We start from the raw sequence: 14,176 nt of genomic DNA on the forward strand, positions 1-14,176 counted from the left end.
GGACCGTCAGGAGAGCACCACACGGTTCCGGCCGCCCTCCTTGGCCCGGTAGAGCGCGTGGTCGGCCCGGGCCAGCACCTGGTCGAGCGAGTCCTCCCCGGCCAGCTGGGCCACCCCGACGCTGATCGTCACCGGGATCGGGCCGGCCAGGGTGTCCACGGGCGCGTCGGCCACCGAGGAGCGCATGCGCTCGGCGAGGTCGAGCGGGGAATCCGTGGAACCCGTGTGGTCGGGCAGCACGACCGCGAACTCCTCACCGCCGTAACGACCGAGCACGTCGGACTGGCGGATGCCGGCCCGGACCCGGGCGGCGACCTCGCGGATCACCTCGTCACCCACCCCATGCCCGTACGTGTCGTTGATGCTCTTGAACTTGTCGATGTCGAGCATCACCGCCGCCAGCGGACGCCCGCCGCGCGCGGCCGCCTCGACCAGGGCGCCAGCGATCGCGTAGAAGTGCCGGCGGTTGTGCTGCCCGGTCAGCTCGTCGGTGGTGGCCAGCTCCTCGACCCGGCTGAACAGGCGGGCGTTGTCATAGGCGGCCATGCCCTGGAAGGCCAGCGCCGCCGCCACCTTGCGGGCGGTGTCGTCGAAGCCGTCGCCGCCCAGCAATGCCACCCCGGCCCGGCCCTCGCGGTGCTGCAGCGGCACGGCCAGCACCACGGCCGTCCCGAGGATGCTCGGGTCGTCGATCAGCATCGGGGCCAGGCCCGGCACCGCCACGTCGGGCCGCGCACCGAGCAGGCCGGCCGGCGCCGCGCCGGCAACGTCGATGACGCCGGTCTCGGCGGTGGCGCCGAGCAGACACCCCGAGACCGCGCCGAGCTGCGTGAACAGCGTCGCGAACAGCTGCCGCAGCAGCTGGGCCGGGTCGTGGATGCTGCTCAGCTCGGCCAGGCTGGCCCGCAGCGTCTCGGCGAAGGCCTGCTGCTGGCGGGCGGTCTGCACGGCCAGGTGCAGCTGGGCCGCCTTGGCGGTCTCCAGCGACACGGCGAGGTGGCTGCTCATGGCGATCAGCACCTCGATGTCGTCCTCGGTGAAGATGCCCCGGGCCATCCGGCTGTCCAGGTAGAGCACGCCCAGGGTGTCGCCCTTGAACCGCACCGGCACGACCAGGATGCTGCGCAGCCCGTGCACGACCGCGCTTCTCGAGCCCAGCGCCGCGCCCTCCTCGGTGCCGGTGAGCACCAGCGCCTCGCCCTCGTCGGCCACCCGCCGCACGAGGGTGGCGCCATAGGCGGTCGTCTCGGTGAGGTCGGTCCCGTCGGCGCCCCGCCCGGCGTACGGGACCGGTTCGCCCGCCTCGTCGAGCAGGAAGAACAGGGCCCGTTCGGCGCCGAGGATCCGCAGCATCTCGTCCAGCGTCACCTGGGCCATCTGCCGCGGCTCGAGCACGTTGGCGGCGGCCGCGCCGACCTGCTGCAACGCCTCGAGACGACGGCTGCGGCCACCCTCGCCGGCCCGGCCCACCACCGTACGCCGCCCGGTCGCCCCGCCGTCGTCGGCGCCGAACTCCGACCGGACCTGCCGGCGGCGCAGCTCCCAGCCGTACTGGGTGGCCAGCGCGAGCGCCCATTTGGCCTGGCGGTCCGACTCGGCGCCGAGGCCGAGCTGGCGGAACGAACGGGCGCGGAACCGGGCCACCTCGAAGTGCACGATCGGCGAGTCGTACCGGCGGGCGATCTTCTCGGCCCGGTCGGTCCACTCGATCGCCTTCTTGGCGTCGCCCTGCAGCTGGGCCAGCGCGGCCTCGCCGATCAGGTAGGAGCACAGGAGCAGGGGTGAGGTGCGGCGCACCCGGCGCACGTCGGCCACGGCGGCCTTGGCGGCGGCCAGCGCGGCCGGGCGCTGCTCGTCGCTCGCGAGCCGCAGCTGCGCCATCCGGCCGTGCAGCTGGAAGTGGAAGAACCACTTGTGCTGCTGCATCAGGTCGCGGGTGCGCAGACCGAGCGACCGGAACTCCTCGATGATCGCGTCGAACCGCTCGCCGAACTCGCCCTCCTCGACGGCGGCGCAGGCGGCCGAGACCACGACGTTGACCCGCTGCGCGGCCGTGCTGGTGCCGGGCGGGCAGGCCGCGCGCATGTCGGCCAGCAGGGTGGCGGCGTCGCCGGGACGGCCCTGAATGGCCGGGACCATGACGCCGAGCAGGCTGAACGACGTGCCGAGCGCTTGCGTCGGGTCGGCCAGCACGGCCAGGCCCCGCTCGTACTCGGTGCGGGCCTCCTGCACGTAGCCCCGCAGCACCCGGCGCATGCCGATGGCGGCCAGGCCGACCAGCTGCTGGGCCGGTGCGTACCAGCGCAGATGCCGGTTCGTGGTCTCGACCCAGGCCGAGCCGTCGTCGAGGCCGCCGAACAGCATCGCGCAGCCGCGCATCCATTCGACGTAGGCGCCCAGCCCGGGATCGCCCAGTTCGTGGGCGACCCGCTCGGCCCGGTCGAGGCAGCGCCCGCCCACGCCGTGCAGTTTGGCCAGGGTGGCGACATAGCCGACCAGCGCGTAGACGCGCACGTACTCGGGGCAGGGGCCGAGCCGGTTGACCGCGTACATGGCCCGCATGGTGAGCAGGCCGGCCTCGCGCAGCCGCAGCCCGATCGCGGCGCCGTAGCCCCCGGCGTCCAGAGCGGCGGCGAGCGCGGCCAGGTCTTCCCGGCGGCGTCCCCGGGCCGAGGCGAAACCCCAGCGCGTACGGCGGACGAACGCGCCCGCGAGCGCGATGCCCAGGGTCGTGACGATCAGCAGCAGGCGGCTGCGGGGCAGGGGCCGGCGCAGCTCGCCGAGCGCGCGCGAGGTCGCGTCGAGGGCGAGGTCGTCGTGCCAGACGGTGTGGTGGGCCTCGATCTCGGTGGTGAGCAGCCGGGCCCGGGCCCGCCGGTCGGGTTCGTCGGCCAGCGCGCGCCGGATCGTCGCCAGCGCCTCCGGGATGCGTCCGGAGCGCAGATAGGCCACGGCCAACGAGTGCAGCACGGCGGTGGGCGGCGCCGGATCACCCTCGACCGCGTCGCGCAGATAGTCCAGGGCCTCGGCCGGGGCCTGGTCCTCGAGGGCGGCCAGCCCGGCCGCGTACGCGCTGCCCCGTCGCCACTCGGCCGGCACCTCCTCGCCGGCGCGGCGGTGGTGGCGGGCGACGGCGTAGATGTGCTCGGCGTCGCGCAGTGTCTCGGGCAGGCCCTGGAGCGCGGCCGCGACCGCCGCGTGCAGGCGCCGCTGCTTCTCGTCGGGGACGCCGGCCAGCAGCTCCTCGCGCAGCAGCGGGTGGATGAAGACGTACCAGCCACCGGCCCGGGTCTCGAGAACCCGGCGGTCGAGGGCAGCCGCCACCGCCGAGACCACCCTGTCCTCGGCGAGCCCGGCGGCGACCAGTGTCTCGGTGCGGAACCGGGCGCCGACCACGGCCGCCAGCACGAGCACCTCTCGTACGTCGCCCGGCAGGTCGGCCAGGCGGCTGGCCAGCAGCTCGCGCACGTCGTCGGCGGCGGGCAGGGCCCGGGCACCGGCCTCGTCGAACCACCAGTCGCCCCACAGCGGGCTGAGCAGACCGGCATCGATCAGGCGCCAGAGGTAGGCGACCACGGCGAACGGCACACCGCCCGTACGGTCGGCGACGTGCCGGCTCAGCTCGGTGGTGACCCGTGCACCCGGGAGGCGGGTGGCGATCAGCTCGTCGACCGCGGCCGGCGCCAGCGGCTCGCAGCTCAGCACGGTGTCGGCGGGAACGCCCGTGCCCGCCAGATCATCTTGCTCGGTCAGCACCACCAGTAGCGGCAGGCTGCTCAGATCGGGCACCAGCAGGTTCAGCACCTCGCGGGTGGCCGGGCCGAGCCAGTGGGCGTCGTCGATCACCAGCAGCAGCCCGCCCGAGCGCCGGGCCAGGTCGCCCAGGAACGCGGCCGTGGCCGCCAGCACCAGCTCGTCGCGGCCCTCCTCGGGCGTGGTCCCGACGATCTCGGCCAGCCGGGACGAGAGCCGGGCGACCAGGGCCGGGCCCGCCACCGTGGCCGCCTCGCGCAGGTGTTGCTCGGCGACGACCCGGTCGGGTTCGGGCAGCCACCGTACGGCCTGCAGGTGACCGTCGATCGCGACCCGCAGCGCGGCCAGCGGCAGCGGGGCGTCCGGTTCGGCGGTGGCGGTCAGCACCGGACATCCGCGGGCCTGCGCGACCACCTCCTCGGCGAGGCGGCTGCGACCCGAACCGGCCGCGCCCCGGATCAGCACCACCCCGCCGTGACCTTCGCGGGCCCGCAACCAGCGCCGCCGCAGCTTCTCGCTCTCGGCCTCACGGCCGGCCAGGGGCCACCGCACGGATGCAGGTTCCTCGGCCGCCGCACCGCCGGGGCAGGCCCGCAGGTCGGCCAGCAACGCCGCCGGGTCGGGGTAGCGGTCGTCAGGGTCCTTGGCCAGGAGCCGGTCGATCACGGCGACCAGGGCCGGGTGCACGCCCGGGCGCAGCTCGTTCAGGTCGGGCACCGGGGCGACCAGGTGCTGGCGCAGCAGCTCGCCGACGTCGGACGCCTCGAACGGCAGCTGCCCGGTCAGGCACTCGAACAGCACCACGCCCAGCGAGTAGAGGTCGGAGCGGCCGTCCACGGGTCGTTTGAGCATGCCGGACTGCTCGGGCGAGCTGTAGAGAAACGTGCCGACCGCCTGGTCGTCGTCGCCGGGGCCCGCCTCGCCGCCGTCGCCCAGCAGGGCCAGCCCGAAGTCGATCAGCTTGGCCGGGTGGCCGGGCGCGACCATGATGTTGCCCGGCTTCACGTCGCGGTGCACCAGGCCGACCCGGTGCGCGGCGGCCAGGCCACGGGCGAGCTGGGCGGCCACCTCGACGACGTGTTCCTGGCCGAGCGGGCCGGCGCCCAGCTGGTCGGCCAGCGAGCCGCCGGGCAGGTGTTCGAGGACCAGCGCGGGATCGCCGTCGAGCCGGCCGGCGGCGAAGATGCGGGCCACGCCGGGGTCGTCGACACAGGCCAGCAGCGCGGCCTCACGCTGGAACGACGCCAGCACCCCGGGGTCGTCGGCATGGCCGCCGGTGGGGCGTTTGAGGGCGTACACATGGCCGTCGTGCCGCACCCGGTGCACGGTCGTGAAGGCGCCCCGGCCCAGCTCGGCCTGCACCTCGAAGCCCGACAGCTCCGCTGCCCGGTTTCCGGCCGTCCTGGTCACATGCTCTCTCCGCGTCCGGGACCTGGTGGCCCGCTGTATCCCTGTTCGGCAGGCGCACCCGATTTCTGACCCGCTCAGACGAACCGGTTTCGCGCCGATGGGGATGACGGAGACATTCGGCGTCAGGCGGGGGCGGACCATGACATCGGTGCGGCGGTTGCGTCTGCGGTCCCGGTTGGCGGCCTGTTTCGCCGTGGTGCTGGCGCTGCTCGGGGTGGTGGTGGGGATCGGCGCGGTCGCGCTGCACCGGCAGTCCGACTCGGCCCAGCAGCTGCGGGACCTGCAGGTCCTGATGCACCAGGTGGACGAGCAGAAGTTCCGCGACGCCGACATCTCGGGCTGGCAGGTCGCGTACGCCTGGGACGCGTACCGGATCGGCGCGGTGAAGGCGGCCGACCCGGCGAGCGACAACCGCGCGGGTTTCCTGGCCTCGGCCGGTGAGCTCCGCACGCTGCTGTCCACCACCCGTACGGACCTGATGAGCGACGCCGAGCGGGCCCTGTTCGCCCAGCTCACCGAGCAGTGGAGCGCTTATTTCGAGGCCGACAACCAGGCCGTGGCCGCGTTCGCCGCCAACCGGATCGCGGCCGGCAACGCGGTCGTCCTCGGCCCCGGCTACGAGATCTATTTCAAGATCGTCCAACTGACCGACGAGCTGGTGACGTCGGTGACCGCGCGGGCCGACCGGACGGCGGTCGACGTGCAGCGTTCGGCGGCCGCCGCCCGTACGGCGATGATCGTCGGTTTCCTGGTCGCCGCCCTCGCCGCGGTGCTGCTGACCGTGCTGGTGACCCGCAGTGTGACGGCACCGGTGGGCCGGGTCGTGCACGCGCTGCACGGGCTCGCGGGCGGGAACCTGGCGGTGCGGATCGGCGACGACTCCCCCGACGAGATCGGGGAGATGGCCCGGGCGGCGGAGAAGGCGGCCGACGGCGTACGGGCGACGGTCGTCACCATCAGCGACGACGCCCGGGCCCTGGTGACGGCGGCCGGAACCCTGTCCCGGGTGAGCGGCCAGATCGACGGGGCCGTGCTCAGCGCGTACGAGCAGGCCGACCGGGTGGCGGGCACGGCCGGCGGGGTGTCCGGCAACGTGCAGACGGTGGCCGCCGGCGCCGAGCAGATGGGCGCGTCGATCTCGGAGATCTCGCGCAACGCGTCGGACGCGGCCGGGGTCGCCGCCGGGGCGGTCACGGCGGCCCGCGAGACCAGCGCCACGATCAACCGGCTCGGCGAGTCGTCGGCCGAAATCGGCAGCGTGATCGGCACCATCCAGGCGATCGCCGCCCAGACCAACCTCCTCGCGCTGAACGCGACCATCGAGGCGGCCCGGGCGGGCGAACTGGGCAAGGGGTTCGCGGTGGTGGCGAGCGAGGTCAAGGATCTGGCCCAGGAGACGGCCCGGGCCACCGAGGAGATCTCGCAGCGGATCATCGCGATCCAGGGCGACACCGGCGAGGCGGTGGCCGCGATCGACGGGATCAGCCAGATCATCCAGCAGATCAGCGACTACCAGACGACGATCGCCTCGGCCGTCGAGGAGCAGAGCGCCACCACCACCGAGATGAACCGCGGGGTGAGCGAGGCCGCGGACGGCGCCACCGACATCGCGCAGGGGATCTCGGCGGTCGCGCAGAGCACGGCCACGAGCCGGGAGGCGGTGGCCGAGGCGACGCAGGCGGCCGGCGAGCTGACTGCCCTCGCCGACCGCCTGCGGATCGCAGTGAACCGGTTCTCGCTCTGAGCGTCACCCGAAGATCGAGGCCGCCCACTCCGGGTGGTCGATGAACGGGTTCCGGTTGTGCTGGTAGTTGGCGTAGATCAGCTGGTTGCGGTTGCGCTCGGCCGCGTCCGGCGGGTCAGCGGCGTTCCAGGCCAGCAGAGCCGACACCCGGCCCATCCGCGGGGCCGTGCCGCTGCTGGTGGCGTCGTCCACCTCGAGGTCGGGGTAGGAGTCGCCGCCCTCGTAGCGCACGGCCATGTAGAAGATCATGCGGGCCACGTCGCCCTTGACCGCCGCCCGGGGCTCCCATGAGTTGCTGTCGGTGTAGTTGCCGGGCGCGCCCGACACCGCCGTGCCGCCGTTGTCGAAGTCCTTGTTGCCGCGGGCGCCGTTGACCGCGACGTCCTCGGGGCGCAGGTGGTGCAGGTCGGTGCCCGGGCCGGCGCTGGTGCCGAAGTCGCCGTGCGACTGGGCCCAGACGTGCTCGCGGTTCCAGTCGCCCGAGTCGCCGCCGTTGAGGCTCTTCGACCGGCTGATGCCCGAGTAGAACAGCTTGACGTTGGCCGAGTTGGCCGGGTCCTGGTCGGTCACCTTGAGGGCGTTCCAGACCCCGTCGTACGACAGTTTGGTCACGCCGCTGGAGATGATCCCGTGCAGCGCGGTCTTCAGGTTCTCCCCGGTCTTCCCGGCCGCCGCCGCGTAGTAGGCGTCGGTGCCCCCGGTCGGTGGCGGCGTGGTCGGCGGGGTGGTCGGCGTCGTGCCACCGGCGGTCATCGCGGTCGGCGATCTGAGGCCCGGGTGCGAGAAGTACGCGGTCAGCGTGCCGGTGACGGTGATCGTCGTGCCCACCCGGCCCGGGTTGCTCAGCAGCCCGAACGACGACCGGTAGGAGCTGGTGATCTGCACGTAGAGCATCCGGCTGGTGGCGGTCTCGGTGCGGCTGTCGGCGAGGGCCAGGGCCGTGTCGCCGGTGAAGCCGCTGGTGCGCACGGTGTTGGTGGCGGTCGGCTCGCCGACGACGTAGCCGGTCACCGTGCCGGTGCCGCTCTGGCTGCTGATCGCCTGGGCGACCGTCAGCGTGGCGGCGGCGCCCGCGGGCACCGTCAGGAAGATGGCGGCGACGATCGGCACCGCGAACAGTGCAACGCGCCGGTGGCGCTTCGGCCCAGACATAGGCGTCAGACTATGTGTTTCCGGGTGTCCATCCGGCCATATCAGCTTTGTCATACGTCGAACGGATTATGGCGCGGCGTTCAACAGGTCGAGGGCGCTGTGCTGGCAACTGTGGTTGGTGCTGCGCCACGGACCGGCCCAGTGCGACCCGTACGCGTCGATGCTGTTCCGGTCGGTGGCGTACGCGCTGTCGGCGTTGCGCTGCAGGTAGGAGTTGTACGCCCCGCCCGTCGCGGCGTTGAGCACACCCAACCCCCGTACGGCGGCGCCCTTGAACGAGACACCGTCGCCCGAGCACGTGTCGGGCTCGTTGGGCTCACGCATGATCCCGCCCGGCGACAGATAGCCGCTGCTGGTCAGCGCGTCCCCGATGCGCCGCGCGGTGGCGAGCGCGTCGGCGTCCCCGGTCAGCTTGTTGAGCTGCACCAGCGCGTTGATCAGCACACCCTGGTTGTAGGTCCAGGTGACGTCGCCGTTGTTGCGGCAGGTCGTCATGTTGATGCCGTCGTTGACCAGGTTCGAGCTGTTGAGCATGCCGGTCGTCTTGAACCAGGCCCAGCCGGCCTGGGCGCGCTGGCGATAGACGGTGTCGCCCGCGATCCGCTGGCTCAGGGCGGCGTTGAGCTGGATGTAGAGGCTGTTCTGGATGGCGTTCTTGCTGGCCCGGTCGGTCTTCCAGTAGATGCCGCCGCCGCAGCGCGTGTCCCAGTAGCTGTGCATCCAGTCGGCGTCCACACGGGCGGTGTTCAGGTAGCGGCTGTCACCCGTGACGTCGTACGCGGCCACCCAGGCCAGACCCCACCAGCCGGTGTCATCGAGGAACTCGTTGCGGAACTGGCCCTGCCGCGAGTTCACATTCTTGTCGTACGTGGACGCGATCACGTACTGGTAGCTGCGCATCCCGCTGCGCCTGATGTTGTCGATGATCGCGGTCAGCGCGTTGGCGCCGGTCCACCACCCGTTGCTGTCGAACAGGCCGTTACCCCGGTCGAACCGCATCATCAGCGCGGTCGCGGCGGCCGTACGCCGGTCCCAGGCGTTCCAGTTGCTGCGCGCCCACGCCGTGCACACGATCTCGGGCCGGTCGCCGGCCTTCCCGCAGGCCCGCAGGGCGCCCACGCCGTTGGATCCCCAGTCGTCGACATTGAATTGCGCCGTACGCCATCCGCCCGACCCGCTGGGAATGCCGGTGGCCCCGAGGCGACTGCCGTCGGCCCAGTCCCGCCCGCCGTCGAACGACCGGTCCAGCCACACCTCGTCCCCGGCCTGCCCGCCCTCGACCGACCCCCACACCATGGCGTCGGTGTCGTTGACGTGCACCTTGAACGACCGCCCATAGAGCGACACGCTCACCGGAACCCGGTCGGCGGGCGCCAGCCCCGCGTCGCGCCCGTCGCAGTAGCGATTGCAGATCGTGGCCGCCTGCGCCGCCGTTGCCGTCTGAACCTGCACAAGAGCCGTCGAGGCCAGAACCACCACGACCGCCAGCCGCCGGATAGTCATAGTGTTAACAAACCGTTTCAATCGAAATTAGTCAATGCCCGATCGCCGCCCGTGCCCCTTCGGGCAGCCGCCCGCAGATCGGTCTCGGCCCGCCACGCCGTACGCTCGGGTCATGATCGACGTGCGGCGGGCCACGACCGGGGACGCGGCGGAGCTCGTGCGGCTCCGCGGCGTCCTTTTCGGCATCGCGGAGGACTCCGACGATGACGGGTGGCGGGAAGCATCACGGCAGATCCTGATCCGCCGGCTGGCGGTGCCGTCACCGACCATGGCCGGGTTCGTGGTCGACCAGCCGGACGGCGCCGGGCTGGCCGCCTCCGCCGTGGGCATCATCGAGGAGCGGCTCGGCGGGCCCGGCAACCCGAGCGGACTCGTGGGCTACGTGTTCAACGTCGCGACCGACCCCGGCCATCGGCGTTCCGGCTATGCCCGGGCGTGCACCGATGCACTGCTCACCTGGTTCCGGAACCAGGGCATCCGGACGGTCGACCTGCGAGCGACGGCGGCCGCCGAGCCGCTGTATCTGAGTCAGGGCTTCCGGCGCACCGCTGACCCGGCCATGCGCCTGAAGCTGCCCGTCGCCGCTGTGGATGACCCGGTTGTCCACAGCGAGGAGATCCGGTGACGCTGGAGGAACAGTGGGCGCGTATCCGGTCGGGGGCGATGTATGACGACCTCACCGACGAACTGGTGCGGGCCCGGCAGAACACGGTGTTGCTGACGAGCGAGTACAACGCCAGTTTCGGGGAGCCCCCGGCCGTGCGCGAGGCGGTCCTGCGGCGGTTGCTGCACAGTGTGGGCGAGGGCTGCCATTTCGAGCCGACGTTCCGGTGCGAGTTCGGGTCCGGCATCACGGTCGGCGACCGCTTCTACGCGAACTTCGACTGCGTCATGCTCGACGGCGGCGGCATCACGATCGGCGACGACGTGCTGTTCGGCCCACGGGTGGGCATCTACACGAGCAATCACGCGATCGACCCGTACGAGCGGGCGGCCGGCGGCTGCTACGCGAAGCCGGTCACCATCGGCAGCCGGGTCTGGATCGGCGGCGACGTGACCATCAACCAGGGCGTCACCATCGGCGACGGCGCGATCGTCGGCTCGGGCAGCGTGGTCACCCGGTCCGTACCGGCCGGGGTGATCGCAGCCGGCAACCCGGCGCGGATCCTGCGGGAGATCACCGACGCCGACAAGACCGGCTTCACACCTTCGTAGGATCCATGGGATGGGACGGCGGAACGGAGGCTGGGTGTGACGCGTGTCGGAGTGATGCTGCCGCGGGATCTGCCTGTGGACGAGGTTCTGGGTTATGCACAGCGGGCCGAAGCGCTCGGCTTCGACGAGCTGTGGGTGGTCGAGGATCTGGGGTTCCGCGGGGGTGTCGCGCAGGCCGGTGCGGTGCTGGCCGTGACGTCGCGGATCACGGTGGGCATCGGGATCCTGCCTGCGGGGGCCCGCAACGCGGCGTTCGCGGCGATGGAGCTCGGAACCCTGGCCCAGTTGTTCCCGGGGCGGCTGATCGCGGGGATCGGCCACGGCATGCCGGACTGGATGCGCCAGGTCGGCGCGTGGCCGGCCAGCCCGCTGACGTTGCTGGAGGAATACACGGTCGCGCTACGCACTCTGCTGCGCGGCGAACCCGGCCCGACGGCGGGACGCTACGTCGACGTCGAGGGTGTGGTCATCGGCGAGCGTCCCCGGGCGGTGCCGCCGGTGGTGCTGGGTGTGCGCGGCCCGAAGTCGATCGCTGTCGCCGGGCGGGTCTCGGACGGCGTGTTGCTGGCCGAGCCCGCGGCGCCGCCGTACATCGAGGCTTCGGCCCGCATCATGGGCGCTCCGCTCGAGGTCATCACGTACGACGCGGCGGTGGTCGGCGACGATGGCCCGGCCGCGCGTGACCTGGTGCGGCCCGGCCTGGCCTGGATCGGCGAGCCGGACTGGGCGCCCCACCTGGCCGCGATGCCGTTCGCGGACGACCTCGCCCGACACCGCAAGGCGTCCACCGGCCCCGAGGAGTTCGCCGCCACCATGCCCGACGAGTGGGTGCGCGAGCTTGCCTTGGCCGGAACTCCCGACGACGTACGGGCCCAGATCGCCGCCCGCCACGCCGCCGGCGCCACCAGCGTGGTGATGATCCCGGCCGAACCCGACCGCCTCGACGCCCTGACCCGCTTGGCCCAAGCCCTCGACCGCTGAGGCCTTGATCACCGGCGGATGTGCCGTCCACAGCCGTTCTTGTGGATTGGGCGGCGTGTCGCCGGTCAGTCGGTGTTCTGGGCCAGGGCGCGCATTGCTTTCACGTAGCGGTTGGTGGCGTAGTGCTGGGCCAGGCGGGCGAACGGGCCGCCGAGGCGGGTCAGCAGCGTGGCGGGGCGGCTGAACGCGCGGATCTGGAACCGGACCTCGCCGTCGGCGGTGAGCAGGACGATGAACGCCTCCTCGCCCCGCTCGGGGTGACCGGGCAGGGTCCCGTACCCGAAGCCCTGCCGGTTCTCCTCGTCGAGCATGTAGACGACGCGGCACGGCACGGTCATCCCGTAGAAGCGCAGGATCACGTCGCCGCCCTCGGCGGCGCGCTCGTCCGCCCGGACCACGCGGAACCCCGCCTCGCGGTGCATGCGCCAGTGCAGGAGCCCGTCCGCGGCCCGTTCGAACGCCGCGCGCCCCGAGCCGATCGGCACGTCGCGGACGACATGCCCGTACCCGGAAGGCATCGGCTCCTGCTGGGTGGCGCCGACCTCGGCGTACGTGAGAAGCGGTTTTGTCATGGGGTGACCCCTCGCAGGCGCAGCAGTTCGTGGCGGGCGTGAGCGACCCGCGGGGTCTCCTCACCGCGGGCGGCGGCGATCTCGTGGGCCAGGTCGCCCACGCTCTCTGTCAGCAGGTTGGCCCGATGACGGTTGTGGACAACCTTGCGGAAGTGGCGGCGGTCCTTGTGGAGACCGCTCACCGCGGTGAGCAGCTGGGGATCCACCACGCCGGCCTCGACCTCGGGGGCGAGCAGGTCGCGGATCCACCGCCGTTCGGTGGACGACGCCAGCCGGCGTATCCACAGCAGCAACGCGATCGCCAGCGGCATCAGGATCAGGTAGGGCATGGCCACGGTGAGGAACGCGTTGCCGAAGGCCAGCCCGGCCACGTCGTCCCAGGCGAAGTGCAGGAACATGGCGCCCAGGCAGGCCAGCACCCCGCGGACGACATGCCGCTCACCCGCGGCACGCCCGAGTATCCACATGACGCCCGTACAGAAGATGGCACTGAACAGGGCGTGCGAGGTGATGCCGGCGAACCCGCGGATGCCGAGGATGAACAGCGACGACGACAGTTGATTCTCGCCGAACGTGCTGGTCGCGTTGTTGTACGCGTACAGGATGTCTTCGGAGACCTGGAATCCGAGCCCGATGAACGCGCCGATGATGAAGCCGTCGTACGCGCTGCGGATGAGCACCGGGGCCAGGCCGATCAGCAGGATCAGGCCGAGGGCCTTGCCCCACTCCTCGTTGATCGGCGCGGTGAGGCCGGCGCCCCACTTGGCCGCGCCGGCCGGGCCGAGCAGCTTCGACCAGATCTCCAGCATCGCCGCGTTGGCCGGCAGCGCGATCCAGAACGTCGCCGCGAACCCGCCCCACACGAAACCGGTCGCGAGCAGACTGCCCGGCTGCCCGGTGTAGCGGTTCTGGCGGCGCAGGAAATAGAGCCACGGGATCAGGTAGATGCCGAAGAACAGGATGCCGCTGGTCACGGCGAGCCGGTAGGTGTCGAAGCCCGCGCCGAAATACTTGATCATGCCGACGGCGCCGATGCCGACACCGCCGAGCCAGACCCAGAACGCGGCGTTGTGCGGCTGGAAGAGCTTGAACCGGACGCCCCAGCCGGACTGCTCGATCGCGGTGAGCTGGGCGCTCTTGGCGGGGCTGCTGGTGACGGTCATGCGCCGGCTCCCGGGGTGATGCTGCGCAGCAGCGCCTGGAACTCGGTGGAGTACTGCTGGAACGAGCCGGGCACGGTGCTGGCCTCCACGAGGAGGGCCGGTGCGGCGTCGGGCTCAGTGGTTGACATCTTGAACGCGGCGATCAACTCGTCTCCGGACTGCCCGCTGGCCGTCCGCACCACCCCGACCAGGCCGGAGGTCGTGGTGAACGTGCTGGGCGCGCCGGAGATGTTGGCGTCCGGGTCTTCCGAGCGGATCACCTGCTCGAGGAACTGCGCCGCCGTCCCGTCGAAGGCGGCGCCGGTGATCTGGATCTCGGCGCCGGCCTTGGCCAGCTTCACGGTGTCGTTGGTCGGGCTCACCCCGGCCCGGTCGCTGACCAGCGATCCGTCCTCGAGCTGCCAGCCGACCGGCGGCACCGCGGTCGCGCCGTCGCCCAGGTCGAGCACGTCGCCGGCCTTGATCGGGTTGTCCCACGGCACGATCGCATTGAGCGCCGGCCATCCGTAGATGAGCAGCAGCGCGACCACCAGCACGAAGATCGCCGGTCTGAGCCGCCGCCGGTCCAGACCGAGCCACCGATGTTCGACCGGCACCCAACCCGGTATGTCTGTAGTCATGTCGACCCCCTGAGCAACAACCTAATGCTCAGATGAGTCGATCGCGCGGATTGACGGGAGTGG

The 14,176-nt window shown here is 72.0% G+C and carries 10 protein-coding genes; 4 read left to right on the forward strand and 6 right to left on the reverse strand.

The genetic code is table 11. The annotated features are described in order from the left end of the window. Nucleotides 1–6: 6 nt before the first annotated feature. The gene (locus tag JIG36_RS13305) at nucleotides 7–5,163 is read right to left on the reverse strand and encodes a diguanylate cyclase (RefSeq protein WP_307872692.1); all 5,157 of its coding nucleotides are present in this window, start codon (nucleotides 5,161–5,163) and stop codon (nucleotides 7–9) included. Nucleotides 5,164–5,302: 139 nt separating this feature from the next. On the opposite strand from JIG36_RS13305, the gene JIG36_RS13310 reads away from it, so the two are divergent. Then, complete coding sequence (locus JIG36_RS13310; RefSeq protein ID WP_203376418.1) at nucleotides 5,303–6,907, forward strand: methyl-accepting chemotaxis protein; 1,605 nt, start codon at nucleotides 5,303–5,305, stop codon at nucleotides 6,905–6,907. Nucleotides 6,908–6,910: 3 nt separating this feature from the next. Here JIG36_RS13310 and JIG36_RS13315 read toward each other — a convergent pair whose 3' ends face one another. Together JIG36_RS13315 and JIG36_RS13320 are read right to left on the reverse strand one after the other, a co-directional pair. Further along, a complete protein-coding gene (locus JIG36_RS13315; protein WP_203376419.1) occupies nucleotides 6,911–8,059 on the reverse strand; it encodes an endonuclease in 1,149 nt (382 codons plus the stop codon). 66 nt (nucleotides 8,060–8,125) lie between these two features. After that, nucleotides 8,126–9,562: a glycoside hydrolase family 76 protein gene (locus JIG36_RS13320; protein ID WP_203376420.1), complete on the reverse strand. Its 1,437-nt coding sequence runs from the start codon at nucleotides 9,560–9,562 to the stop codon at nucleotides 8,126–8,128. Between the two features lie 112 nt (nucleotides 9,563–9,674). On the opposite strand from JIG36_RS13320, the gene JIG36_RS13325 reads away from it, so the two are divergent. The 3 genes from JIG36_RS13325 to JIG36_RS13335 are packed head-to-tail and all read left to right on the forward strand — an operon-like array spanning nucleotide 9,675 to nucleotide 11,758. Then, nucleotides 9,675–10,187 (forward strand): GNAT family N-acetyltransferase, encoded by a 513-nt coding sequence (locus JIG36_RS13325; protein ID WP_203376421.1) that lies wholly within the window; start codon nucleotides 9,675–9,677, stop codon nucleotides 10,185–10,187. Continuing rightward, complete coding sequence (locus JIG36_RS13330) at nucleotides 10,184–10,777, forward strand: sugar O-acetyltransferase (protein WP_307872693.1); 594 nt, start codon at nucleotides 10,184–10,186, stop codon at nucleotides 10,775–10,777. Before JIG36_RS13325 ends, JIG36_RS13330 begins: the two co-directional genes overlap by 4 nt. 36 nt (nucleotides 10,778–10,813) lie before the next feature. Continuing rightward, nucleotides 10,814–11,758: an LLM class flavin-dependent oxidoreductase gene (locus JIG36_RS13335; protein ID WP_203376422.1), complete on the forward strand. Its 945-nt coding sequence runs from the start codon at nucleotides 10,814–10,816 to the stop codon at nucleotides 11,756–11,758. Between the two features lie 65 nt (nucleotides 11,759–11,823). On the opposite strand, the gene JIG36_RS13340 is transcribed toward JIG36_RS13335, so the two are convergent. Genes JIG36_RS13340 through JIG36_RS13350 form a run of 3 tightly spaced genes read right to left on the reverse strand, consistent with a single transcriptional unit; the run spans nucleotide 11,824 to nucleotide 14,113 of the window. Next, a complete protein-coding gene (locus JIG36_RS13340; protein ID WP_203376423.1) occupies nucleotides 11,824–12,330 on the reverse strand; it encodes a DUF1990 domain-containing protein in 507 nt (168 codons plus the stop codon). Next, nucleotides 12,327–13,493 carry a PrsW family intramembrane metalloprotease gene (locus JIG36_RS13345; protein ID WP_203376424.1) on the reverse strand — a complete coding sequence of 389 codons (1,167 nt, stop codon included), beginning with the start codon at nucleotides 13,491–13,493 and terminating at the stop codon, nucleotides 12,327–12,329. The genes JIG36_RS13340 and JIG36_RS13345 overlap by 4 nt, the downstream gene beginning before the upstream one ends. Further along, nucleotides 13,490–14,113, reverse strand: coding sequence for a hypothetical protein (locus tag JIG36_RS13350; protein WP_203376425.1), 624 nt, complete (start codon nucleotides 14,111–14,113; stop codon nucleotides 13,490–13,492). The genes JIG36_RS13345 and JIG36_RS13350 overlap by 4 nt, the downstream gene beginning before the upstream one ends. Nucleotides 14,114–14,176: the final 63 nt, after the last annotated feature.

The sequence above is a fragment of the Paractinoplanes ovalisporus genome (assembly GCF_016834655.1).
GTDB lineage: Bacteria > Actinomycetota > Actinomycetes > Mycobacteriales > Micromonosporaceae > Actinoplanes > Actinoplanes ovalisporus.

Coding starts and splice junctions, on each gene's coding strand:
- JIG36_RS13310 (WP_203376418.1), top strand. CDS start 5,303: ATGACATCGGTGCGGCGGTTGCGTCTGCGGTCCCGGTTGGCGGCCTGT.
- JIG36_RS13315 (WP_203376419.1), bottom strand. CDS start 8,059: ATGTCTGGGCCGAAGCGCCACCGGCGCGTTGCACTGTTCGCGGTGCCG.
- JIG36_RS13320 (WP_203376420.1), bottom strand. CDS start 9,562: ATGACTATCCGGCGGCTGGCGGTCGTGGTGGTTCTGGCCTCGACGGCT.
- JIG36_RS13325 (WP_203376421.1), top strand. CDS start 9,675: ATGATCGACGTGCGGCGGGCCACGACCGGGGACGCGGCGGAGCTCGTG.
- JIG36_RS13340 (WP_203376423.1), bottom strand. CDS start 12,330: ATGACAAAACCGCTTCTCACGTACGCCGAGGTCGGCGCCACCCAGCAG.
- JIG36_RS13345 (WP_203376424.1), bottom strand. CDS start 13,493: ATGACCGTCACCAGCAGCCCCGCCAAGAGCGCCCAGCTCACCGCGATC.
- JIG36_RS13350 (WP_203376425.1), bottom strand. CDS start 14,113: ATGACTACAGACATACCGGGTTGGGTGCCGGTCGAACATCGGTGGCTC.